A 23,503-nucleotide genomic window follows, 5' to 3' on the forward strand; every position below is an offset into this window, starting at 1 on the left:
AACACGCGAATATTGACCGGCGCCGGTTTTACCTGTCCGCCCCTTTGCTCGCAAGCGCGAGGGTACAACCAAATGCGCGGGGAACCGCTGATCCCCGCTATTAAGTATCTGATTTGTCACACCCCGGTAGCGCATTCTGTGACGATCCACCGCCGCTTTCATCTTTCAACGCGATCCCGGTGATCTGGCGTGCCAAGCCTTCGCGCACAAGCCACGCGATCCTGAATGCGGCTTCCGGATAGCTCAGCCCGGCACAGTGGATGTTCGAGATGCAGTTGCGGTCGGCATCGCTGAGGCCGATCCGCGGCGCGAAGGTGAGATAGGCGCCAAGGCTGTCGGGCGCGGACAGACCGGGCCGCTCGCCGATCAGCATCACCAGCATGCGTGCACCGATGATGGCGCCGATCTCGTCACCGAGGGCGACGCGCGCGCCCGACGCGATGACCACCGCACCAGCGTCGATGCTGTCGGACGCAAGCCGCGGCACGAGGTGCCGGATCAATTCGACGGCATGCACATTGACGGCAGTCGGCGACAGGCCGTCCCCGATCACGATCGCGCAGGAGCATGCGGTGATGCCGCTTCTCTCCAGCGACCGCCGCGACGCCGAATCCAGCATGCGTCCGAGATCGGGCCGGCGCAGATAGTCGCGCCGGCCGGGCGCCTGGCTCGACACCTCGTGCGGCCTGATATCGAGGGCGGCGAGACCGGCTGCAATGCCGCTGACATCGAAGGCCGCGTGAACAGCGTCGCGGGCACGGGCGTGGTCGAGCGTGAACGAGAGCAACGCATCGGTCGGCAGGCTGGCCCCGGACCGGCCGAGGCCGATGCGCGCCGGCGTGAGGTCGCGCAAATCGGGAAGCGACGGGGACGATGGCGCCGGCGGTGTCGTCATGCTGTCATTCGGCGGGAACAGAAGCCTCGCGCAGCCGAATCGAGTAGTTCGAGGCGTTCTGCCGGCCGCTGGAGGCTGCGCGCGCAAACGTGATCAGATGATGCGCAACCAGCGTCGCCGAGATCAGCCCCTCGATGTCGCCGCGCTTGAGCCGGCCGAGCGCAAACTTCCAGAACACGCGCTTGTAGTCGCCGAGCACGCCGACCTTCCAGAAGATGTTGCGCAGCATGATCAGGCCGCGCCGGATGTTGGCCCAGCTCTTCATCTCCGGGCTGACCGGCACCTTGATGCGGTTGGCATAGGTGTAGTTGCATTGATGCAGGTAGCGCTCGAACAGCTTCTCGGGCTGGTAGGCGATCTCCATGCATTTGCGCCAGGAGCTGACCACGTCCTCATAGGGCAGCAGGAATTCGACATTGGAGTCGCGGCCCTCGTCATCGACCAGCCGGCCCGCTTTTTCGAGCCGATCCCACAGCGGCGTCTTGGGCAACGCCTGCAGCAGGTTGATTGTGAGCAGCGGAATCCGGGACTCCTCGACGAAGGAGAGCAGCGCGTCAGCGGTCTGAGGCTTGTCGGTATCGAGCCCCATGATGATGCCGGAGACGACCTCCATACCGAACGAATTGATGGTGCGCACGCCCTCCAGGATCGGAACCATCATGTTCTGATCCTTGTGCATCGCCTTCAGCGCGTCGGGATCGGGCGTTTCGATGCCGACGAAGATCGTCACAAAGAAGGCCTCGCGCATCTTCTCCAGGATCTCGGGGCGCTTGGCGATGTTGAGCGTCGCCTCACAGGCGAGCCGCGTGACATAGCCGGTCCGCTTCTGCCACTCGATCAGATGCGGCAGCAGCTCGGCTGCCGCCTTGCGGTTGCCGATGAAATTGTCGTCGACGAAATAGACGGTGTCGGTCGCACCGCAGGCGCGCAGCTTATCGAGCTCGGCGATGATCTGCTGCGGCGACTTCAGCCGCGGATTGCGGCCGTAGAGCCCGGGGATGTCGCAGAACTCGCACTGATAGGGGCAGCCCGAGGAGAACTGGATGCTGCCGAGGAAGTACTTCTTGGTTTCGGCGAGCTCATAGGCCGGTAGCGGGAATTCCGTCATCGGCAGGCGGTCGACGGTCTTCAGCACCACCTGCTCGTCCGGACGGCTGGTGTCCTGCTCCAGACGCCTGAACAGCTCATTGGTCGCATCGCCGAGCTCGCCGACATGAAGGTAGTCGAATGAGGGATAGTAGTCCGGACAGGCACTGACCGATGGGCCGCCGATCGCGACCACAAGCCCATGATCATGCGCGCGATGGCAGATGTCGTTCATCTGCTGGCGCTGGATGTGCATACCGCTGACGAACACCGCGTCCGCCCACTCGAAATCCTCCGTCGTCGCCGGACGCAGATTCTCGTCGACGAATCGGACCGGCCAGTTCTCAGGGAGGTATGCAGCGATCAGCAGCAGGCCCTGCGGCGGCATGAACGCCTTGACGCCCTCGGTCAGGGGATAGGAGTGCTCGAAGGTCCCAAAGGACGACGTATAGCGCGGAAAGACGCAGAGAATACGCCGTGCTGTCTTTATGCCCTCAGCTCTCATCAAACGACCCCGAAGCACCCGCAAATCTAACCATAGCGTGGAACGCTGGGCCAGAAATTCTTCAACATTGTGGCGCTTACCAACGTCACAACGGTGAGATAGTTGCTCTGCAGAATTTAGCTATCCCGTCAGGCCAAGAGCCTGGCGGCGAGGTCAGGCAGCTGCCCCGCATCGGCAACGAGGCGGAAGTCCTGCCCGGCAAGGCCGACGCGCGCGAGCCAGTCGTCGAATTCGGGCGCCCGCCTCACACCGAACAGGTCGCGGATGTAGAGCGCATCGTGAAACGATGTCGACTGATAGTTCAGCATCACGTCATCGGCGCCCGGCACGCCCATGATGAAGTTCACGCCGGCCGCCGCAAGCAGCGTCAGGAGATTATCCATGTCGTCCTGATCGGCCTCGGCGTGGTTGGTGTAGCAAACGTCGATCCCGAGCGGCAGGCCGAGCAGCTTGCCGCAGAAATGATCCTCGAGCCCGGCGCGGATGATTTCCTTGCCGTCATAGAGGTATTCCGGACCGATGAAGCCGACCACGCTATTGACGAGCAGCGGATCGAACGCCCGCGCCACCGCATAAGCCCGCGCCTCGCAGGTCTGCTGGTCGACCTGGTGATGGGCGTTGGCCGACAGTGCCGAGCCCTGCCCGGTCTCGAAATACATCACATTGTCGCCGACCGTGCCGCGGCGAAGCGACAGCCCGGCTTCCCGTGCTTCCCGCAGGAGCGAGAGGTCGACGCCGAAACTGCGGTTGGCGGCCTCGGTACCGGCGATCGACTGGAACACGAGATCGACCGGCAGCCCCTGCCCGATCAGGCCGAGCGTGGTCGTGACATGGGTCAGCACGCAGCCCTGCGTCGGAATCCCGAGCCGCGTGATGACGTCGTCCAGCAGCCGCAGCAGGCCGCCGATGACGTTCGGATCGTCGCTCGCCGGATTGATGCCAATGCAGGCATCGCCGGACCCGAGCAGCAGCCCGTCGAGGATCGAGGCGGTGATGCCCTTGGCATCGTCGAACGGATGGTTCGGCTGCAGTCGCGTGCTCAGTCGCCCGCGCAAGCCGATGGTGTTGCGGAAGCGGGTCGTCACCTCGCATTTCTTCGCGACCAGGATCAGATCCTGGTTGCGCATCAGCTTCGACACCGCCGCCACCATCTCCGGCGTGATGCCGCGCGAAATCCGGCTGATCGCGTCACCGGTGGCGGCATCCGACAGCAGCCAGTCGCGGAAGCCACCGACGGTGAGCGACGACACCGGCAGGAAGCCGGCAACGTCGTGGCTGTCGAGGATCAGGCGGGTGACTTCGTCGTCCTCATAGGGGATGACGGGCTCATCGAGGAACTGCTTGAGCGGAACGTTGGCAAGCGCGAGCCGCGCAGCGATCATCTCCGCGGCGCTGTCGGCCGCGATGCCGGCCAGCCGGTCGCCGGACCGCGGCGGCGAGGCCTTGGCAAGCAGGATGCGCAGATCGTCGAATGCATAATTGGTGGCGTCGATGGTGTGACGATAGAGCATGGGGAATTCGCGTCGAGGCTGGGGACGGCGTAACCTAGCACCTCTTTGCGAAAGTCGTGCCATCAGCTTCGCCCTGTGTGCCGAGGGGATGTTGATGAATGAGGATGATGGCGGTCCGTCATTCAACACGGCGGCAAGCCGCCGCCACCCCGTCGCTGCGAAACGGCTCATAAGACATTGGTATTATTTAGAGATTTTAACGGTTGCGGCGGCGCAGAACGCACGCGTTAAGAGATTGTCCATGAAGATTTTGCATAAGCTTTAATTGGCCGAAGGTACTCCCCGGCCTCTTGGAGTGCCCGCAATGCCGTCCCCCGCCACATTCCCCATCTCCACATCCCGGCCTCCAATGGCATCCCGATTCTCGCTTGCTGCTAGGCTGTACTCGACGTTTGCGCTGATTGCGGCGCTGACCGCGGCCATCACCGTGCTGTCCGACTACAACGCGCGGCGCAATGCCGAGCTGACCGAGGCCGTCGACCTCGCAAGCCGCGCCGCGCTCAATGTCGAGCGGGTCAACTCGCTGGTTTATGCGGTGGTGATGGAATCCCGCGGCGTCTACATGTCGACCGACCCTACGGCAGTGAAGAAATACGGCGCCGGGCTGCTGGCGTTCAACGACCGCATCCTCGGCGTGGTGAAGAACTGGGAAACCCTGGTGCAGGCCGACGACGCCGCGCAGTTCACGGTGTTCAAGCAGCGCATCGAGCAGTTCGTCGAGTTCCGGAAAGAGCTGGTCCGCCGCGGCATCGAAATCGGCGCAGCCGCCGGGCGCGAGTGGGGCGACAACGACGCCAACCGCGACGTGCGCACCGCACTGAACAAGGACCTCGAGGCGCTTTCCAAGGTCTACGCCGAGCGCGGCAAGAAGCTGGCACAGCAGACCGACACCAACCGCGAGCTGGCGCTGCTGCTGACCGGGCTCGGTGCGGCGGCCCTGATCGTGGTGGTGCTCGGCGTGCTGATCATCGCCCGCTCGGTTGCGCGGCCACTGTCGCAGATCACCACGACCATCAAGCACGTCGCCGAGGGCGCCGACCATGTCGACGTGCCGCATGTCGGGCGCAGCGATGAAATCGGCGCACTGGCACGCGCCATCAGAGTCTTCCAGGAGGCGATGGACCGCAATCGCAGCCTGAACGCGCAAGTCTTGCAGGACTCCCAGGCCCGCGATGCCCGCGGCCGGCACATCGAAAGCTTCGTCGAGACGTTCCGCGGCACCATCGGTGAGGTGATCCGCGCGGTGCACGACAACGCCACTACGATGCGTCAAACCGCGCAGACCATCGCGACCGTCGCGACGGACGCCAGCGGCCGGACGGTGGCGGCGGCAGGCGCGACCGAACAAGCCTCGAGCAACGTTTCTGCGGTGGCGAGTGCAGCCGAAGAGCTCTCCGCCTCGGTCGAGGAGATCGGCCGCCAGGTCAAGCAGTCGTCCGGGGCGGTCGATCAGGCAGGTGCACGCACCGACCGGTCGATCACCGAGATCGAGAGCCTTGCCGCCACCACCCAGCGCATCGACGGCGTGCTGAACCTGATCCAGGCGATCGCCGAGCAGACCAACCTGCTCGCGCTCAACGCCACCATCGAAGCCGCCCGCGCCGGCGATGCCGGCCGCGGCTTCGCGGTCGTTGCGCACGAGGTCAAGGCGCTGGCCGGGCAGACCGCCAAGGCAACCGCCGAGATCAGCGAGAATGTCGGCCTGATCCAGGCTTCGACCCGCAACTCGGTGGCCGCCGTGCGCGAGATCGGCCAGGCGGTGCGCGAGATCAGCAACGTCACCGCCAACATCGCAAGTGCGATCAGCCAGCAGGATGCAGCCACGCGCGAAATCTCCGCCAACGCGCAGATGGCCGCCCAGGGCAACGAAACCCTGGTGACGAATGTCGGCTCGCTCCGCGACGACATGGACCAGACCAGCAAGGCGGCGGAATCGGTGCTCGCGGCATCGAACGATCTGACCGCAACCGCCGAGACGCTGTCGCGCGAGGTCGAGCAGTTCTTCCGCAACTTGCGCAGCGACGCCGCTGAGGATCTGCGACGGACCGGAACCTGAACGGATCAGGCAGTCTGTCCGGGTCCCGCAGCAGGTTCCGACCAATCCGGAATGGTTAAGACTATCGCAACGCATGGGCGCAAATTGCCTGTGGTTGAGGTCGCCTTTCTCAATTTGATGCCCCTATAGAAACGGACAGAGCGCGGGGGCGCGGGGAAGTGGAAGCGAGCAATGAACGGGCTGTTGCCAAGGCCGAAGGCGGTGCCGACCAAACGGCTCCTCGCGCTCGGGATCGGTCTCGTCTTGTGCTTTTCGGCGATCTGCGCGTCCATTCTCTGGGAGATGGCCGGCAAGGACTATCAGCATGCCAAGGAAGGCGCGACCAACCTCGTCGCCTCCATCGCCAGCGAGATCGATCGCAACATCGAGCTCTATGACCTGTCGCTGCAGGCCGTCGCCGACGGCGTCAGGCTGCCGGAGCTCGGCAAGATCAGCCCGGAGCTTCGCCAGGTCGTGCTGTTCGACCGTGCCGCCACCGCCAAGGATCTCGGCTCGATCCTCGTGCTGAATACGGCGGGAGACGTCACGCTCGATTCCCGGACGTTGACGCCGCGGACCGCAAATTTCGCGGATCAGGACTTCTTCCGGGTGCACCAGGCGCGAGCCGACAGCGGACTGTTCATCAGCGCTCCCTGGGTGACTCCAGACGGCGAATATCTGATCAGCCTGAGCCGCCGCATCAGCAATGACGATGGGTCCTTTGCCGGCGTCGTCGCAGGCAGCATGCGGCTCAGCTATTTCCACAATCTGTTTCGTAAGCTGAGCTTCGGCCTCGGCGACAGCATGGCGTTGTTCAACACCGACGGCGTCATGCTGATGCGGGCACCGTTCGACATCGGCAAGATCGGGCAAAGCATCAGGGACTCACAGGTCTTCAAGCAGTTCCCGGCACGGCAATCCGGCTCCTACATGACAAAATCGCTCGTCGATCACGTCAGCCGGCTCTATGTCTTTCAGGCGGTCGGACACCATCCGCTGCTGATCGCCGAGGGCCTCGCGCTCGACGGCATCTATGCCGACTGGTGGCAACAGCTCTGGCTGATCGGAAGCGTGGTGGCGGCGCTCTGCGGCTTCTCGATCGTTTTGATGTTCTATCTGCTGGCTGCGCTCAAGCGGCGGGCCGCCGCGGAAGGCCGGCTCGCGCACCTCGCGAACACCGATGCGCTGACCGGCCTCGCCAACCGCCGCCGCCTCGACGATACGCTTGACGTCGAATGGCGGCGTGGCATGCGCGCAAAGTCGCCGGTATCGCTTCTGATGATCGACGTCGATCATTTCAAGACCTTCAATGACACCTACGGCCATCAAGCCGGCGACGCTGTGCTCGCCACGGTGGGACGCTGCATCGCAGCCAGCACCAAGCGCGCAACCGATCTCGGCGCGCGCTATGGCGGCGAGGAGTTTTCGGTGCTGCTGCCCGGCATCGGCAAGGCTGGCGCATTGGAGGTTGCCGAGCAGATTCGCGCGAAGCTGACTGCTGCGCGCGAATCCGAGCACGAGTTGCCGACCATCAGCATCGGATTGTCTTGCCTCGTCCCGGATCACGAACGCACATCGCGCGATCTGCTCAAGGCCGCGGACCTCGCGCTCTATCAAGCCAAGCATGAAGGCCGCGACCGCATCATCGTCAGCCCGATCGGGTGGGATAAATCGGGCAAGCGGCAGGTCGCCTGATCGAGATGGCGGCGGCGCGGTCGAACGCGCCCGCCCCCCACGGCTCACTCCACCGGCAACACGTCGACGGCGACGCTGAGCTTCTGCTTGCGCGCGCCGACGATGACGCCATCGACCGGCGAGACGTCGGCGAAGTCGCGGCCGATGGCGAGAATGATGTGATCGTTGGCGACCATGAGATCGTTGGTCGGATCGAACCCGACCCAGCCGAGCTCGCTGCCGCACCAGACCGACACCCAGGCGTGGGTTGCGTCCGCGCCCTGCAGCCGCGGCTGGCCCGGCGGCGGAATGGTGCGCAGATAACCGCTGACATAGGCGGCCGGCAGACCGAGGCCGCGAAGCCCGGCGATCATCACATGGGCAAAATCCTGGCAGACGCCGTGGCGCTTTTCGAACACGTCGCGAAGCGGCGTCGAGATCACAGTCGCCTTGGGATCGTATTTGAAGTCACTGCGGATGCGGCGCATGAAATCGGCTGCACCGGCAAGGATGCCGCCGCCAGGCGAAAAACTCGCGGAAGCGTAGGCCGTCACCGGCCGCAGCACCGGCACCAGCCCGCTGGCGAAGACGTAGCCGACGGGCGAGGTTGCATCGAGGCTCAACGCTTCGAATGCGCTGTCGCGCACGTCCTCCCAAGACGGGCTCGCGGCGTCGCGGAGCGGCGGCTGCCGCACCACCGAGACCCGCGAGCGTGAATCGATCCGAAGACTGCGATGCGCGGTCTCGATCAGGACGCTTTCGGTCAGCGTGCCGAAGAAGTCGCGCCGCGCGGTGCGCTCCGCGGGCTTGGGACGTATCTCGACCGAATGGGAAACCAGCTGCTGCCCGTCGCCGGTGATCGGCTCCAGCCGCAGCGAGCAGCGCGCGAAGCTGACCTGGGTCTCGTAGCTGTAGGTCGTGACGTGACGGATGTCGTAGATCACGCCAGCCCCGTGAGCTTCTCCGGCCGGCTAGCGTTCGGCCCGTGCGGGAAATAATGCAGCCCGACCGAGTCGGCGAGGTTGAGCAGGTCCTGCTCCAGCGCAAACAGCGTCTTGACGTCGAGACTACCGGCTTCGGCCGTCGTCAACATCGCCTCGAGCGCGACCGCGAGCCGCTGCGGCCGCTCGATCAGGCCGTGCTCCTTCAGGCTTGGCAGCGCGGCGATATGTTCGTTCAGCGCCGCGACCTGGAATGCGACCGAGCGCGGATTATAGGGGTCGAGCACGGCAAGATCGCGCACCGGCGTCAGCAGCGGCTGCACCAGATAGCGCGAGCGGTAGGTGATCTGGCAGTCGACCAGCGTCAGCAGGACGTCGAGATCCTCGTCACCGGCTTCGTCATAGGCGAACTGGCGGGCAAAGCGGGTGGTGTTGATGGCGCGCTCGGCACGGCGGCCCATCTCGAGGAAGCGCCAGCCGGCGGCGCGGTTCATGTTCTCCTGCGCGAGGCCGGCGAAGCTTGCGAGCTCCTGCAAGGTCAGCTCGGCTGCGCTGACGACGCCGTCATCGTCGTGAACCTCGATCGCGAGGCGATCCGCCATCTCGGTGATGACCTGCCAGGCGTCCGGCGACAGCCGCTCACGGAGCGAGGTTGCCGTGCGCTGCGCCGATCGCACCAGCGACAGCGCCGAGCCGAACTTCTCCTCGTTCTGCAACGCTTCGAGCGCGACCTTGGCGGGATTGGCGCGCGCCGTCTGCGACGCCGCGCCCCAGGTGACCAGCATGCGCTGGATGCGCTCGGCCGAATGCATCGCCGGTGTCGGGCTGGTTGCATTCACCCGCGCCGGATCGCGCAGCGGCGTGCACAGCGCGCGGATCAGCCGAATGGTGGCCTCGGCGCGCTCGAGATAGCGGCCGAGCCAGAACAGATTATCGGCCGCGCGGCTCGGCAGCACGCCGGCAATGCGGCGGATGCGGACGGTGTCGACCGCCGGCAGTAAGGTCGAGGTCGCAACCGCCTTGTCGGAGACCACCCAGACGTCAGCGGACACTGCGCCATCGCCCATCGACACCGCGCGCGCATCCGCGCGATCGGCAATCCGGCAGAAACCACCGGGCAGCACGGTCCAGCCGTTCGGCGTCGCCGCCGCGAATACCCGCAGCACAAAGGGACGCGGCGCGATGCGGCCGTCCTCCCACACCGGCGTCGTGGACAGGCGCACCAGTTCCTGTCCGACGTAGTCGATGCCGCGATGGCTGATCGCATCCTTCAGGCGGTCGCGGTCCGCAGCCGACAATTCGCCCGGCAGCACCGGCCCATGGCCTGGAAAATCCGCAACGCCACGCCCATAAGCGCCTTCGATTGCGAATTCGTCGAGCCGCGACAGCACCTGCTCGCGGGCGGACTTCTGGCCGCACCACCAGGTCGCGATGTGCGGCATCATCAGGTCTTCAGAGAGCAGACGCCGGCACAGATTGGGCAGGAAGCCCAGCAGCGCCCTCGCCTCCATCACGCCCGAGCCCGGCATGTTGGCGACCACGACGCCGCTCTTGCGCAGCACCTCGACGAGCCCGGGCACGCCGAGATAGGAGGAGGCGTCGAGCTCGAGCGGATCGAGCATATTGGAATCGACCCGACGCAGCAGCACGTCGAGCCGCTTCAATCCGGCAACGGTGCGGATATGGATGCGGTCGCCGGAGACCGCGAGGTCGTCGCCCTCGACCAGCAGGAAGCCGAGATAGCGCGCGAGCGTGGCATGCTCGAAATAGGTCTCGCTGAACGCGCCCGGCGTCAACAGGCCAATCCGCGGCTCGTCGCGATCGGCGCTGGCACGGAGTGAATCGCGGAACGCCTCGAAGAACGGCGCGACGCGCTCGACATTCATCGACTTGTAGAGGTTGGAAAAGGCGCGCGACAGCACCAGGCGGTTTTCCAGCGCATAGCCCGCGCCCGACGGCGCCTGGGTGCGGTCGCCGAGCACCCACCAGCGGCCGTCAGGCCCGCGGCCGATGTCGGCGGCATAGAGATGCAGATAGCGGCCGCCGGGCGGCTTGATGCCGCTAACCGCGCGCAGATACTCGCTGCTGCCGGCGATCGCTGCGGCGGGAATCGCACCCTCTGCAACGAGACGGCCGTCGCCGTAGAGATCGGCCAGCACCATTTCCAAAAGCTGGGCACGCTGCGCGACGCCGGCAGCGAGCTGCCGCCAATCGGCCGCATCGATGATCAGCGGCAGGTGGCTGAGCGGCCAGATCCGGTCGGATGTGTCGCCGGGCGCGCGATAGGTGACGCCGGCCTCGCGCAGATGGCGGTCGGCGGAGGCGAAGCGCCGCTCGATATCGGCCGGCGACAGCCCGGCAAAGGCGTCGAAGAAGCGGGCCCAGACCGGCCGCGGCGCACCGTTCTCGGCAATGTATTCATCGGGAATGCCGGGCAACCGGACATAGTCGCGGGTCCATTGCGCCATCCGGCGCTGGCCGGGACGGGCCCTGCTCTCTTGACTGCTTCCTTGGCCACCCGATGCGGTCATTGCACTTCCCCTGCACCCAATTACTGCAGGAGCGGCGTCCGCAAGTCGAGGGTCAAGGGAAACTCAATTGTGCGTTCCTCTGGCGGTGGTTCTATCCTGCCGGGCGTATGCCCGTGCTCCTGGAAGCGCGCCAGCCGCCGCGCCTCGGCCTCGTAGGAATTGACCGGCTTGGTCTCGTAGTTGCGGCCGCCGGGATGGGCGACATGATAGACGCAGCCGCCGAGCGAGCGGCTGTTCCAGATATCGATCAGGTCGAACGTCAGCGGCGCGTGCACGGGGATGGTCGGATGCAGGCCGGAGGCCGGCTGCCAGGCCTTGAAGCGCACGCCGGCAACCGCCTCGCCGGCGCGGCCGGTCTCGGTCATCGGCATCCGCCTGCCGTTACAGGTGATGACGTGGCGGCCCTCCACGAAACCCGTCGCCTTCACCTGCAACCGCTCGACCGAGGAATCGACGTAGCGCACGGTGCCGCCTGCGGTGCCTTCCTCGCCCAGCACATGCCACGGCTCGAGCGCCTGCCGCAGCTCGAGGCCGACGCCACCGTGATGGATGCGGCCGAAGGCGGGGAAGCGGAATTCGAGCTGGGCCTGATACCATTCCGGCTCGACGTCGTAGCCGAACTGCTTAAGTTCGGCGAGCACGCCGAGGAAATCCTCCCAGAGGAAGTGCGGCAGCATGAAGCGGTCATGCAGCGCGGTGCCCCAGCGTACGAACTTGCCCTGCTGCGGCTCGCGCCACAGCTTGGCGATCAGCGCCCGGATCAAGAGCTGCTGTGCCAGCGACATCCGCGGATCCGGCGGCATTTCGAGCGCACGGAATTCGACCAGGCCGAGCCGGCCGGTCGGACTGTCGGGCGAATAGAGCTTGTCGATGCAGATCTCGGCGCGATGGGTGTTGCCGGTGATATCGACCAGGATGTGCCGGAACAGGCGATCGACCAGCCACAGCGGCGCGTCCATCCCCGGCGGCGGCACATGCGACAGCGCAATCTCCAGTTCGTAGAGTCCATCATGCCGCGCCTCGTCGATGCGCGGCGCCTGGCTGGTCGGGCCGATGAACATTCCGGAGAACAGATAGGACAGCGACGGATGCCGCTGCCAATAGAGCACCAGGCTCTTCAACAGATCGGGCCGGCGCAGGAACGGCGAATCCTCCGGCTTGCTGCCGCCGACCACGATGTGGTTGCCGCCGCCGGTGCCGGTGTGGCGGCCGTCGATCAGGAAACGGTTGGCCCCGAGGCGCGTTTTTGCCGAGTCCTCATAGAGGCCGAGAGTGATGTCGACGGCCTCGCGCCAGCTTTGCGCGGGCTGCACGTTGATCTCGATCACGCCGGGATCCGGCGTCACCTTGATCACCTCGATCCGCGGATCGAACGGCGGCGCGTAGCCTTCGACATGGACTTGCAGCTGCAGCTGTTCGGCCGCGGCCTCGATCGCGGCGATCAGCTCGAGATAGTCCTCCACCTTCTCGATCGGCGGCATGAAGGCGCAGAGCACGCCGTCGCGCACCTCGATCGACATCGCGGTGCGCACCGGCAGCGGCTCTTCAATGTCCTTGAGCGCCCGCGTCAGCTCCGGATCGATTTTCCCGATCGCATCGCGTGGCGCCATCGGATCTTGCTCGATGACATACGGAAAATCCTCTGGCGGAACGTGCTCGAGCGAGCCGATCGGAAGCCGCAAGCCCAGCGGGGAATCGCCGGGGAAGAGGAACAGATGGCTGCGCCGGATCTTCCAGCGCTCGCTGCGCCAACGCGCCGGCACGCGATCGCCCAGCGGGCTCCAGCGCTGGATCGGCAGCACGTAACCCTTCGGCGTGGTCAGCCCTTCGTCGAACACCCGCGCCATCCGCGCGCGCTCTTCCGGATCGGTCAGTTTGGAATTCGCGGGGCTGACATTGGCCGGCAGGCCGGCCTCGCGCTCCAGCCAGAACGCCGTGTCCTCAAAGGCCGGCATGACGTAATCAGCCTTCAAGCCAAGCCGCGCGGCGATGCCGATTGCGATGCGCTCCGCGTCAGCGATCTCAGCCTTGCCCGGATTTTCGACTGAAGCGATCAGGTTGGCGTTCTTCCAGATCGGCTTGCCGTCCTTGCGCCAATAGAGGCCGAACGCCCAGCGCGGCAGGCTCTCGCCGGGATACCATTTGCCCTGGCCGTAATGCAGCAGGCCGCCGGGCGCGAAGCGCGTGCGCAGCTTGCGGATCAGTTCGTCGGCGAGCCCGCGCTTGGTCGGACCGACCGCGGCGACGTTCCATTCCGGCGATTCCAGATCATCGACCGAGACGAAGGTCGGCTCGCCGCCCATTGTCAGCCGCACGTCGTGCGCCTCAAGATCGGCATCGACGAGCTCGCCGACCTGGTCGAGCCGCGCCCAGGATTCATCGGAGAAAGGTTTGGTGATGCGCGGCGCTTCGCGCACGCGCGTCACGCTCATCTCGAAGCCGAACTCGACATTGGCAGCTCCGGCGGTGCCTGATATCGGCGTGGCCGAACGGTAATGCGGCGTAGCGCAGACCGGGATATGCCCCTCGCCCGTCAGCATGCCCGAGGTGACGTCGAAGCCGATCCAGCCCGCGCCCGGCAGATAGACTTCCGCCCAGGCATGCAGATCGGTGAAATCGTTTTCGACCTCACGCGGCCCTTCGAGCGGATCGATATCCGGCCGGACCTGGATGAGATAGCCGGAGACGAAACGCGCAGCGAGCCCGAGATGGCGCAGCGCCTGGATCAGGAGCCACGCCGAGTCACGGCAGGAGCCGGAGCCCGTGGCAAGCGTCTCCTCCGCGGTCTGCACGCCGGTCTCCATGCGGACGACGTAGCCGATCTTCTTCTGCAGCTGCGCGTTCAGCTCGACAAGGAAATTGACGGTGCTGTCGGCCTTGCGCGGAATGTCCTTCAAATAAGCCGCGAGCAACGGCCCGGGCTCGTCGGTCTCAAGATAAGGCGCGAGCTCGGTGTTGAGATCGCCGGGATATTCGAATGGAAAGCTCGTTGCGTAGGGCTCGACGAAAAAGTCGAACGGATTAACCACCGTCATCTGCGCGGTGAAGTCGACCTCGACCTTGAGCTCGGTGGTCTTCTCCGGAAAGACGTAGCGCGCCAGCCAATTGCCCTGCGGGTCCTGCTGCCAGTTCACGAAGTGATTTGATGGCGTGACCTTGAGCGAATAGCTCAGGATCGGCGTGCGGGTATGCGGCGCGGGCCGGAGCCGAATGGTCTGAGGCCCGAGATCGATCGGCCGGTCGTATTTGTAGTGCGTGACGTGATGCAGTGCGACGAAGATCGACACGGACCGAGGACTCCAGCAGCTTTTTTGAGCAGAACACTGGTTCCGGTATGGATCAAGCACTAACAACGGGCAGCGATTGCCCAAGCGGCGGGCTACGGGACTAGCGGCCGATCGCGCCGGATACCTGCGACGCAAGTTGCTCGGCGAGCATATGATAGCCCTCGGGGGTCAAATGCACACCATCGGGCTGATGGGGCAGTCCGTGCAGCATCCCGTTGGGAAGCATGATCACCGCGACGCCACGGGCACTGAGGCGACTTTGGATATCCGCGGTCCGGTCGGGGCTGCCCTTGCGCCGATCATTGCCGCCCGGCTGCAAGATAACCGCACGGGTCCCGTTCGGGACGGCGCGGTCCAGGCGCTGCAGCATCCCTTCCGTCGTGTCGCCATTGATGCCGGCATTCACGACCCGGACGCTCAAACCCTTCGCCCGCAAGATCGCTTCGAGCTGCGCGGGATAGGCCTGGTTGCGCGCCACACCCTTGCCATAGGTATTGCTCGCGCCAAACGCCACGATGGTCGCGGCGTCGGCCGAACCGATACCAAGACTCAAAGCGGCTAGGAATGCGAGGCATCCAATCAACCCGCGCACGCGCATGTTCCCTCCGTTCAAATCGAAACGCCGGTCCGTAGCCCGGATGGAGCGAAGCGCAATCCGGGGATGTTTATCCGCGGCGAGTGTCCCGGATTTCGCGGAGCCTGTCATCGGGCGCGCATTCGCGCGACCCGTTGGCTTCATCCGCGCTACGCGAATGCTACATCGTCGCGCCAAGCACCCAGGGCGCGAACTCGGCGCCGCCGAAATCAAAGCTCTCGCTCTTGGTCGGCTGGCCCGAGGCAGTCTTGAGGATCAGGTCGAAGATCCGCTGGCCGCATTCCTGCACGCTCTCCTCGCCGTCGAGGATGGTACCGCAATTGACGTCCATGTCGTCTTGCATCCGCTTGTACATCGGCGTGTTGGTGGCGAGCTTGATCGACGGCGCGGGCTTGCAGCCGAACACGCTGCCGCGGCCGGTGGTGAAGCAGACCAGGTTGGCGCCGCCGGCGACCTGCCCGGTCGCGGCGACCGGGTCGTAGCCGGGCGTGTCCATGAACACAAAACCCTTCTTGGTGACGGGCTCGGCGTAGTGCAGGACGTCGACGAGGTTGGTGCTGCCGGCCTTGGCCATCGCGCCGAGCGACTTCTCCAGGATGGTGGTGAGACCGCCGGCCTTGTTGCCGGGGCTCGGATTGGCGTTCATCTCGGCGCCCTCGCGCTGGGTGTATTCCTCCCACCAGCGCATCAGGCCGACCAGCTTCTCGCCGACCTCGCGGCTGACGGCGCGACGGGTCAGCAGATGCTCGGCGCCGTAGGTCTCCGGCGTCTCCGAGAGGATCACGGTGCCGCCGTGGCGAACCAGCAGGTCGCTCGCCGCGCCGAGCGCCGGATTGGCCGACACGCCGGAATAACCATCCGAGCCGCCGCATTGCAGCGCCACGGTGAGTTCGCTCGCCGGCACCGCCTCGCGCTTGACCTTGTTGGCGTCGGTGAGCGCTTCCTTCACGAAGGCAACGCCTGCTTCCACCGTCTTGCGCGTGCCGCCGACCTCCTGAATGTCCATCGCGCGCAGGCGGCCGGCGAGCTTCTGTTCCTGCATCAGGCCGCCGATCTGGTTCACCTCGCAGCCGAGGCCGAGCACGATGACGTTGGAGAAATTGACATGCCGCGCGTAGCCGCCGAGCGTGCGGCGAAGCAGCGCCAGCGGTTCGTCCTGGGTCATGCCGCAGCCGGTCTTGTGGGTCAGCGCGACGACGCCGTCGACATTCGGGAAATCGGCCAGCGGGTTGTCGCCGGTGAACGGATTCTTCTTGAACATGTCGGCGACGATTCCAGCGACATGGGCGCTGCAATTCACCGAGGTGAGGATGCCGATATAGTTGCGCGTCGCGACGCGGCCGTCGGCGCGGCGAATGCCCTCAAAGGTCGCCGGCAGATCGAAGTTCGGCACCGGCTTGACGTCGACGCCATAGGCATAGTCCTTGGCGAAATCGCCCATACCGCAGTTCTGCGTATGCACGTGCTGGCCGGGCGCAATCGGCTGGGTCGCGAAGCCGATGATCTGGCCATAGCGCCGGATCGGCTCACCTGTCGCGATCGGCTTGATCGCGACCTTGTGGCCGGCCGGAATGCGGTCGACCGTGGTGACGCCGTCGGCAACCTCCAAGCCCGGCGGCAGGCTCGCGCGCGCGATCAGGACGCTGTCGTCGGCGTGCAGGCGGATCACTTGTGCCGAGGCCATGGGAGTTCTCCTTTGTCTTTATCTTCACCTCTCCCCGGCTTTTACGGGGAGAGGTCGAATTCTCGCACAGCGAGAATTCGGGTGAGGGGCGAAGCACGATGTCACTCACAACGATGGTGCTCGCCGGATAGAAGCCCCTCACCCCAACCCTCTCCCCGCGAAGAGCAGGGAGAGGGCGAGGATAGATTTACGCCTTGCCGCCGGACTTCTCGCGGGTCTGGTTGACCTGCATCCTGGCGTAGACCTGCATCAGACCAACCTCGTTCGAGAGCGTCACGAGCTTGAAACCCATGTTGATCGCGCGCACCGCGCCCTCGGCGCCGGAGCAGTGGATGCCCGGATTGAGGCCGCGCTTGCCGCACTCCTTGATGATCTTCTCGTAGATCTTGAGGATCTCGGGCTCGTCGCGATCGAGCTTCGGCACCAGACCGTAGGAGAAGCCGAGATCGGACGGACCGATATAGACGCCGTCGATGCCCTCGACATCAAGGATCGCTTCCATGTTCTCGACAGCGGTCTTGGTTTCCATCATCGGCAGCAGCACGATCTCGTCGTTGGCAGTCTGCTGATAGGTGCCGGCCGAGCCGTACATGCCGGCGCGGATCGGGCCGTTGGAGCGCACGCCCTTCGGCGGATACTTGGCGTAGGAAACCAGGTTCTTGGCTTCCTGCGGCGTGTTGACCATCGGGCAGATCACGCCATAGGCGCCGCCATCCAGCACCTTGCCGATGATGCCGGGCTCATTCCACGGCACGCGGACCATCGGTGTCACCGGATGGGCATGCATCGACTGGAAGCACTGCACCATCGACTGATAATCCTGCACGCCATGCTGCATGTCGACGGTGACGCTGTCGAAGCCGCATTGCGCGATCACTTCGGCCGAGAACCCGGAGGGGATCGCGAGCCACGCGTTCACCACCGCCTTGCCCGATGCCCAGACTTGCTTGACCTTGTTTGCCATTGATCGCGTTTCCCTTTGCGGTTTATTGGGGGACGAGCCTCAGCTGGTCGCCCGCTGGATAGAAACTTCGCTGACGCCGACTTCGCGCGCGGTATTCACTATCGCCGCCCAGGTGTCGTCAGGCAAGGGGATGCCATTCCTGGTGCGATCGGCGCGGGTTTTCCGCTCGGGATCGCCCGGAACCAGCACGGACTCCGTGCCCGCAATCGGCTTGGTGGCGCGGATGAAATCGGTGTAGCGGGTGATTTCATCGTCGAAGAAATTGCTGGTGTCGATCACTTTGGGGTCGATGTAGAACGCCATCATGCCATTGGCGAAACGACGGTCCGACGACGTCGCGCCGGTGCCGGTCAGCGCGCCGCCGAGCAGCTCGCAGATGAAGGCAAGGCCCGAACCCTTGTGATCGCCGAAGGCGCGGATTGCGCCGGTTCCCTTGGTGTGGTCGCGCGGTCCGTCGGGCGTGTACGGGCCATACAGCACCTGCGGATCCTCGCTCAGCGTGCCGTCGGCATCGACCAGCGCACCTGTCGGCAGCTTCTTGCCGCCGCGGCTGGCAACCAGGCACTTGCCCTCGGCGACGACGGAGGTCGCGAAATCGAGCACAATCGGATCCTGGCCCTGGCGCGGAATGCCGACGCAATACGGCGCGGTGGACAGACGCTTCTCGACGCCGCCGTAAGGCGCGACCAAGAGCGAGCCCGCCGCGGTTACGAAATGGACAGACACAAGCCCTTCGGCGGCGGCCATTTCCGCCCAGTCGCCGACGCGGCCGAGATGGCCGGAGTTGCGCAGTGCGACCGCGGCAAGCCCCGCCTTCTTGCACTTCTCGATGCCGAGCCTCACTGCAACAGGCGTGACGGTCTGGCCATATCCGAACTTGCCGTCGACCACCGCGAGCGACGGCGTGTCGACCACAACCTCGGGGGTCTGGTTCGGCACGATCGAGCCCATCTTCTTCCACCTGACATAAACAGGCACGCGGATCACGCCGTGGCTGTCGTGCCCGGTGAGGTTCGCGGTCGTCAGGTAGGTCGCGATGCGCTTCGCCTCTTCCGGAGAGGACTCCGAATGGGAAAACACCTCGGACACGAAGTTGATGAGGTTATCGACCTTGATGGTGACCATGAACGGATAGCTCGCTTGATTAGGCGTGGGATTTGGCGTGACCACCGAGATAGGCCGCGGCGATGGCTTCATTGCCCCACAATTCGTCGGGCTTGCCGCCCAGCACGATCCGCCCGGTTTCCAGGACGAAGCCGTGATCGGCGACCGAAAGTCCCATGCGCGCATTTTGCTCGACGAGCAAGACCGTGGTGTCTTTCCTGATCTGCGAAATGATGCGGAACACCGCCTGCACGATGACGGGCGCGAGCCCGAGCGACGGCTCGTCGAGCAGCAACAGCCGCGGCTTGGCCATCAGGCCGCGCGCCACCGCGACCATCTGCAGCTGGCCACCGGACAGCGTCCAGCCGAGCGCGTTGGAGAAGGCGCGGATGTCGGGGAACAGGTCGAACATCGCGTCGGCCTCGCGCGAGATCTGCGACGCCCCGACCTTCCGGTTCGAGGCGCCGAGCATGATGTTCTCTTTCACGGTGAGGCCCGGGAAGACGCGGCGGCCTTCCGGCACATGCGAGATGCCGAGCCGCACGATCGCTTCCGGCCCAAGGCCTGCGATCGAGTGACCGTCGAACAGGATGTCGCCGGAGGCGGGTTTGGCGAGGCCTGAGATTGCGCGCAGCGTGGTCGACTTGCCGGCGCCATTGGCACCGAGCAACGTGACGACCTGGCCCTGTTCCACGGCGATGGTGACGCCGCGCAGTGCCTCGATCTCGCCGTAGCGGACCACGAGATTGCGGATTTCGAGCAGCGGCATCATTCGCTCCCGAGATAGGCGGAGACGACGTCGGGATGACGCAGCACCGCCATGGACTCGCCGTCGGCGATACGGCGTCCGAAGTTCAGCACGGTGATGTGCTGGGCGGCTTCCGAGACCAGCGTCATGTCGTGATCGATGATCAGGATGGTGAGGCCTTGCGCTGCGATGCGCTTGAGCAGCTCATGCAGCTCGAGCTTCTCGGTGGAGTTGAGGCCGGCGGCCGGTTCGTCGAGTAGCAGCAGCGTCGGGTTCGACGCCAATGCGCGGGCGATCTCGATCAGGCGCTGGTGGCCGTAAGAGAAGCTCGAGATCAACTCGTTGGCGCGGTTGCCGAGGCCGACGAAGGTCAGCGCCTCCATCGCCCGCTCGGTCAGCGCGTCGTCGCCCTTCCCGATCATGGTGTTGCCGGGGCGCTCGGCGCCGATCTCGACATTCTCCAGCGCCGTCATCGAGCGGAACAGGCGGATGTTCTGGAAGGTGCGTCCGAGACCCGCTGCGGTGCGCTGGTGCGGTGCCATACTGGTGATGTCGGTGCCGTCGAGCACGATCTTGCCCGCGGTCGCCTTGTAGAGACCGGACAGCACATTCAGCGTCGTGGTCTTGCCGGAGCCATTGGGTCCGATCAGCGCATGCACGCTGCCGCGCTTCACCGCGATGTCGACGCCGTCGACCGCCTTGAGGCCGCCGAAATGCTTCGAGAGCCCGGTGACTTCGAGCACGATGTCGCCGCCAGTGGTCGCTGGCTTGAGCAGGAGCGCGCCGGCAACAGGCGGGGCATTGGTGCGCGCGCGCCAGCGTGTGAACGCGTCGGACACGAAGCCCCAGATGCCGTCCGGCATGAAGCGGATGATCAGGATCACCGACAGGCCGTAGATTGCGAGGTAAAGACCGGGCACGCTCTTGAGGAAGCGCAGCCATTCCGGGATCAGGATCAAGAGCCCGGTGCCGATAGCCGAGCCGATCGGCGAGGCCACGCCGCCGAGCAGCGACATGGTCAGGAACTGAATCGATTCCGCAAATGAGAACTGGTCGGGACTGACATAGGCAAAGCCGCCGGCGAACAGGCCGCCCGCGAGGCCGCCGAGCACCGCGCACACCGCGAAGGCGTAGACTTTGGTGCGGAACACGTCGATGCCGTTGACGCCGGCCGCGAGCTCATTGTCGCGCACGGCACGCATGGCGCGGCCAAGCTTGGTGTCGGGCAGGTGCCAAACGAGATAACCGACGATCGCGAGCATCGCGACGCAGAAAGCGAGATAGCTTTGCGAGGACTGGAACAGCTCGGGCCGGCGAATGTTGGCGACGCCGTCCGGGCCGTGGGTCACGCCGATGGCGTTGATCATTACCAGCGTCACGATCTGCTGGAACGAGATCGTCACCATCGCGAGGTAGTGCCCGCCGAGCCGCAGCGTCGACATGCCCAGAAACGCGCCGGCGACCAGCGTGATCGCGCAGGCGCCGACCAGACAGAGCCAGAAGTTCAGATGCAGGTCGGCAGTGCCGAGGCCGACGGCATAGGCACCGAAGCCGAAGAACGCCGCCTGCGCCAGGTTGATCTGGCCGCACAGGCCGAGCACGACCGACAAACCGAACACCGCGATCGAGAAGGTCGTGGCTTGCAGCAGGATGTTGAGGATGTAGCCGTCGAACTGCATGCCGGCGGCGAGCGCCACTAGCGCGGCCGCGCCGATGAAATACGGCAGATGGCGGATGATCAGCGGCTTCGAGCGCACGGCGGGCGCCGGAATCATGTTGTCGCTGGCGCTCATGCTTTCTCCGCGACGCGTTCGCCGAAGATGCCCTGCGGCCGGAACACCAGGAAAGCGATCAGCACCAGGAAGGCAAAGCCGTCCTTGTACGGCACCGAAATATAGGCGGCGCCGAACGTCTCGATGACGCCGAGCGCGAGGCCGCCGACGATGGCGCCGGCAACGTCGCCGAAGCCGCCGATGATGGTCGCGGCAAACGCCTTCAGCGCAATCGTCGAGCCCATCTGGATCGAGACGAACAGCACCGGGGCCACCAGGATGCCGGCGAGACCGCCGAGCACGGCAGAGTAGATGAAGGTGATCATGATCATGGTGGAGACGGAAATGCCGAGCAGCGAGGCCATCTCCTTGTCCTGCGAGGTCGCCTGCAGCTTTTTGCCGAGCAGCGTCTTCTCGAAGAACCAGAAATTGAACAGCACCAGGAGGATCGTGACGCCGATGATCAGCAGATACTGGCTGTCGAGATAGACCGGGCCGAGCTGGATGCCGGGCGTATCGAACCAGCCCTGCAGCACCTGCGGTTGCGGACCGTAGATCGCCAGCACCGAGTTCGACAACAATATCGAGGCGCCGATGGTGGCGATGATGACAGGCAGATAGGTGCGGTGGCGCAGCGGATAGTAGACGCCGAGATTGAAGATGACGCCGAACAGCGCCATGCCGGCGAGCGCGATCAGGAACGACAGCCAGTAAGGCCAGCCGAGATCGACCGAGAACACCACCATCAGATAGGCGGCGACCATCGAGAATTCGCCCTGCGCGAAGTTCACCACGTTGGTGGCGCGGAAGATCAGCACGAAGCCGAGCGCCACCAGCGCGTAGACCGCGCCGATGCCGATGCCGGTGAACAGCAGTTGTAAGACCAGATCCATGACGGCGCTCGATCCGAACAGTGTGCGCAGAAGATCGGCCTCGCCGGTTTCGCCGGCGAGGCCGAGCCGCGATCAATCGTTGAAGTCGATGTGCTTGTCGTAGACGATCTTGCCCTTGTCGTTCTTCACGACGTTGTAGCCGTGCAGACCGTCGCCGTTCTTGTCGAAATTATACTCGCCTTCAGCGCCGGCGAACTTCTGCGTCGCCAGGATGGCGTCGCGGATCTTGGTCGGATCGGTCGAGCCAGCCTTGTTGATCGCCGCCGACAGGATGGTGATCGCATCATACGGCCAGGCGCTCTGGTTGTCGGGCGCGGTCTTGTAGGCATCGCGATAGGACTTGCCGAACGCCTTCGCGGTATCGCTCGAGTCCTCGGCGAAGTCGGCGACCCCATAGGTGCCGAACAGCGCCGGACCGGCGAGCTTGGTCGAGGAGACGGCCACCACCGAGGGCGAGCCGACCCAGGGGATGTTGACGCCGAGCTGACGCAACTGCCGGGCAAAGATGCCGAGGTCGTTCTCGAAGGTGAAGTAGGTGCCGAGCACGTCGGCGCCGGACTGCTTCACGGCCAGCACGACCGGGGTGAAATCCTGGCTCTGGTTGGCATACCCCTGATCGAGCACCGGCGGCGCACCGAGCTTGGTCAGCGCCTCAGTGAGCGCCTTGCCGCCCGCGGTGCCGAAGGCGTCGGTGGAATGCACGATCGCCCACTTCTTCTTGCCGAGCGTGTTGACGCCGAAATCGGCGATCACGCGGCCGGAGTAATTGTCATTCGGGCGGAAGCGGAACAGCCAGGGATTTCCGGAATGCGTGAGATCGGGATTGGTGCCGCCGATCATCACGGGCTTGCCGACCTTGATCACGTCGGGCGCCATCGCCTGCACCTGGGTCGAGCGGATCGAGCCGAGGAAGGCAACGATGTCGGATTGCGCGGCAAGCTTGGAGAACGCCAGCACGATGCCCGGATTGGTGGTCTGGTCATCCTCGATGACGAGTTCGACCTGCTTGCCGAGCACGCCGCCGGCCTTGTTGACCGCGGCCAGCGCCAGCTTGGCGCCGTTCTGGGCCCACAGGCCCTGCTCCGCCGCGGGTCCAGTCACCGGCACGCACATGCCGATCTTGATGGTCGCTCCCTGCGCCCAAGCGCTGCGCATCAGCGCGGGAGCAGCGAGACCTGCCGCCAAGCCGGCGGAAAACTCACGCCTCGTCAGTTTCATTCAATCCTCCCTTTGGTGCGCCGAACTTGCATGTCGGCTGCGTTGAAACGAGCTGACGCG

16 protein-coding genes are annotated in these 23,503 nt (G+C 65.0%); 2 read left to right on the plus strand and 14 right to left on the minus strand.

Annotation, left to right across the window (positions count from 1 at the left end; all coding sequences use genetic code 11):
* Positions 1-100: 100 nt before the first annotated feature.
* From eutC to BraRD5C2_RS20790, 3 genes are all read right to left on the minus strand, one after another.
* The gene (gene eutC / locus BraRD5C2_RS20780; protein WP_223970896.1) at positions 101-895 is read right to left on the minus strand and encodes an ethanolamine ammonia-lyase subunit EutC; all 795 of its coding nucleotides are present in this window, start codon (positions 893-895) and stop codon (positions 101-103) included.
* Between the two features lie 4 nt (positions 896-899).
* Positions 900-2,486 (minus strand): B12-binding domain-containing radical SAM protein, encoded by a 1,587-nt coding sequence (locus tag BraRD5C2_RS20785; RefSeq protein ID WP_223970899.1) that lies wholly within the window; start codon positions 2,484-2,486, stop codon positions 900-902.
* A 128-nt stretch (positions 2,487-2,614) separates the two neighbouring features.
* Complete coding sequence (locus tag BraRD5C2_RS20790) at positions 2,615-3,997, minus strand: ethanolamine ammonia-lyase subunit EutB (protein WP_223970902.1); 1,383 nt, start codon at positions 3,995-3,997, stop codon at positions 2,615-2,617.
* Between the two features lie 349 nt (positions 3,998-4,346).
* Here BraRD5C2_RS20790 and BraRD5C2_RS20795 point away from each other — a divergent pair, with 349 nt between their 5' ends.
* Both BraRD5C2_RS20795 and BraRD5C2_RS20800 read left to right on the plus strand, forming a co-directional pair.
* Positions 4,347-6,053 (plus strand): methyl-accepting chemotaxis protein, encoded by a 1,707-nt coding sequence (locus BraRD5C2_RS20795; protein ID WP_223970906.1) that lies wholly within the window; start codon positions 4,347-4,349, stop codon positions 6,051-6,053.
* A 171-nt stretch (positions 6,054-6,224) separates the two neighbouring features.
* Positions 6,225-7,727, plus strand: a complete 1,503-nt coding sequence (locus tag BraRD5C2_RS20800) for a sensor domain-containing diguanylate cyclase (protein WP_223970909.1) — start codon at positions 6,225-6,227, stop codon at positions 7,725-7,727.
* 44 nt (positions 7,728-7,771) lie between these two features.
* On the opposite strand, the gene BraRD5C2_RS20805 is transcribed toward BraRD5C2_RS20800, so the two are convergent.
* The 11 genes from BraRD5C2_RS20805 to BraRD5C2_RS20855 form a co-directional block, all read right to left on the minus strand.
* Positions 7,772-8,650, minus strand: a complete 879-nt coding sequence (locus BraRD5C2_RS20805) for a transglutaminase family protein (RefSeq protein ID WP_223970912.1) — start codon at positions 8,648-8,650, stop codon at positions 7,772-7,774.
* Entirely contained in the window at positions 8,647-11,178 is a 2,532-nt protein-coding gene (locus BraRD5C2_RS20810) for a circularly permuted type 2 ATP-grasp protein (protein WP_223970915.1), read from the minus strand. The genes BraRD5C2_RS20805 and BraRD5C2_RS20810 overlap by 4 nt, the downstream gene beginning before the upstream one ends.
* A 20-nt stretch (positions 11,179-11,198) precedes the next feature.
* Positions 11,199-14,465 (minus strand): transglutaminase family protein, encoded by a 3,267-nt coding sequence (locus BraRD5C2_RS20815; protein WP_223970917.1) that lies wholly within the window; start codon positions 14,463-14,465, stop codon positions 11,199-11,201.
* A 100-nt stretch (positions 14,466-14,565) separates the two neighbouring features.
* Complete coding sequence (locus BraRD5C2_RS20820) at positions 14,566-15,063, minus strand: GDSL-type esterase/lipase family protein (RefSeq protein ID WP_223970921.1); 498 nt, start codon at positions 15,061-15,063, stop codon at positions 14,566-14,568.
* Between the two features lie 157 nt (positions 15,064-15,220).
* A complete protein-coding gene (locus BraRD5C2_RS20825; RefSeq protein ID WP_223970924.1) occupies positions 15,221-16,744 on the minus strand; it encodes a UxaA family hydrolase in 1,524 nt (507 codons plus the stop codon).
* 187 nt (positions 16,745-16,931) lie between these two features.
* Positions 16,932-17,708 carry an HpcH/HpaI aldolase family protein gene (locus BraRD5C2_RS20830; protein ID WP_092125098.1) on the minus strand — a complete coding sequence of 259 codons (777 nt, stop codon included), beginning with the start codon at positions 17,706-17,708 and terminating at the stop codon, positions 16,932-16,934.
* 39 nt (positions 17,709-17,747) lie between these two features.
* Entirely contained in the window at positions 17,748-18,833 is a 1,086-nt protein-coding gene (locus BraRD5C2_RS20835; RefSeq protein ID WP_223970926.1) for a malate/lactate/ureidoglycolate dehydrogenase, read from the minus strand.
* A 19-nt stretch (positions 18,834-18,852) separates the two neighbouring features.
* Positions 18,853-19,581: an ABC transporter ATP-binding protein gene (locus tag BraRD5C2_RS20840; protein ID WP_223970928.1), complete on the minus strand. Its 729-nt coding sequence runs from the start codon at positions 19,579-19,581 to the stop codon at positions 18,853-18,855.
* Entirely contained in the window at positions 19,581-21,353 is a 1,773-nt protein-coding gene (locus BraRD5C2_RS20845) for a branched-chain amino acid ABC transporter ATP-binding protein/permease (RefSeq protein ID WP_223970930.1), read from the minus strand. The genes BraRD5C2_RS20840 and BraRD5C2_RS20845 overlap by 1 nt, the downstream gene beginning before the upstream one ends.
* Complete coding sequence (locus BraRD5C2_RS20850; protein WP_029082157.1) at positions 21,350-22,225, minus strand: branched-chain amino acid ABC transporter permease; 876 nt, start codon at positions 22,223-22,225, stop codon at positions 21,350-21,352. Before BraRD5C2_RS20850 ends, BraRD5C2_RS20845 begins: the two co-directional genes overlap by 4 nt.
* 72 nt (positions 22,226-22,297) lie before the next feature.
* On the minus strand, positions 22,298-23,443 hold the full coding sequence (locus tag BraRD5C2_RS20855; protein ID WP_223970932.1) for an ABC transporter substrate-binding protein: 1,146 nt from the start codon (positions 23,441-23,443) through the stop codon (positions 22,298-22,300).
* Positions 23,444-23,503 lie beyond the last annotated feature (60 nt).

It is taken from the genome of Bradyrhizobium sp. RD5-C2 (assembly GCF_019972155.1).
Lineage (GTDB): Bacteria > Pseudomonadota > Alphaproteobacteria > Rhizobiales > Xanthobacteraceae > Bradyrhizobium.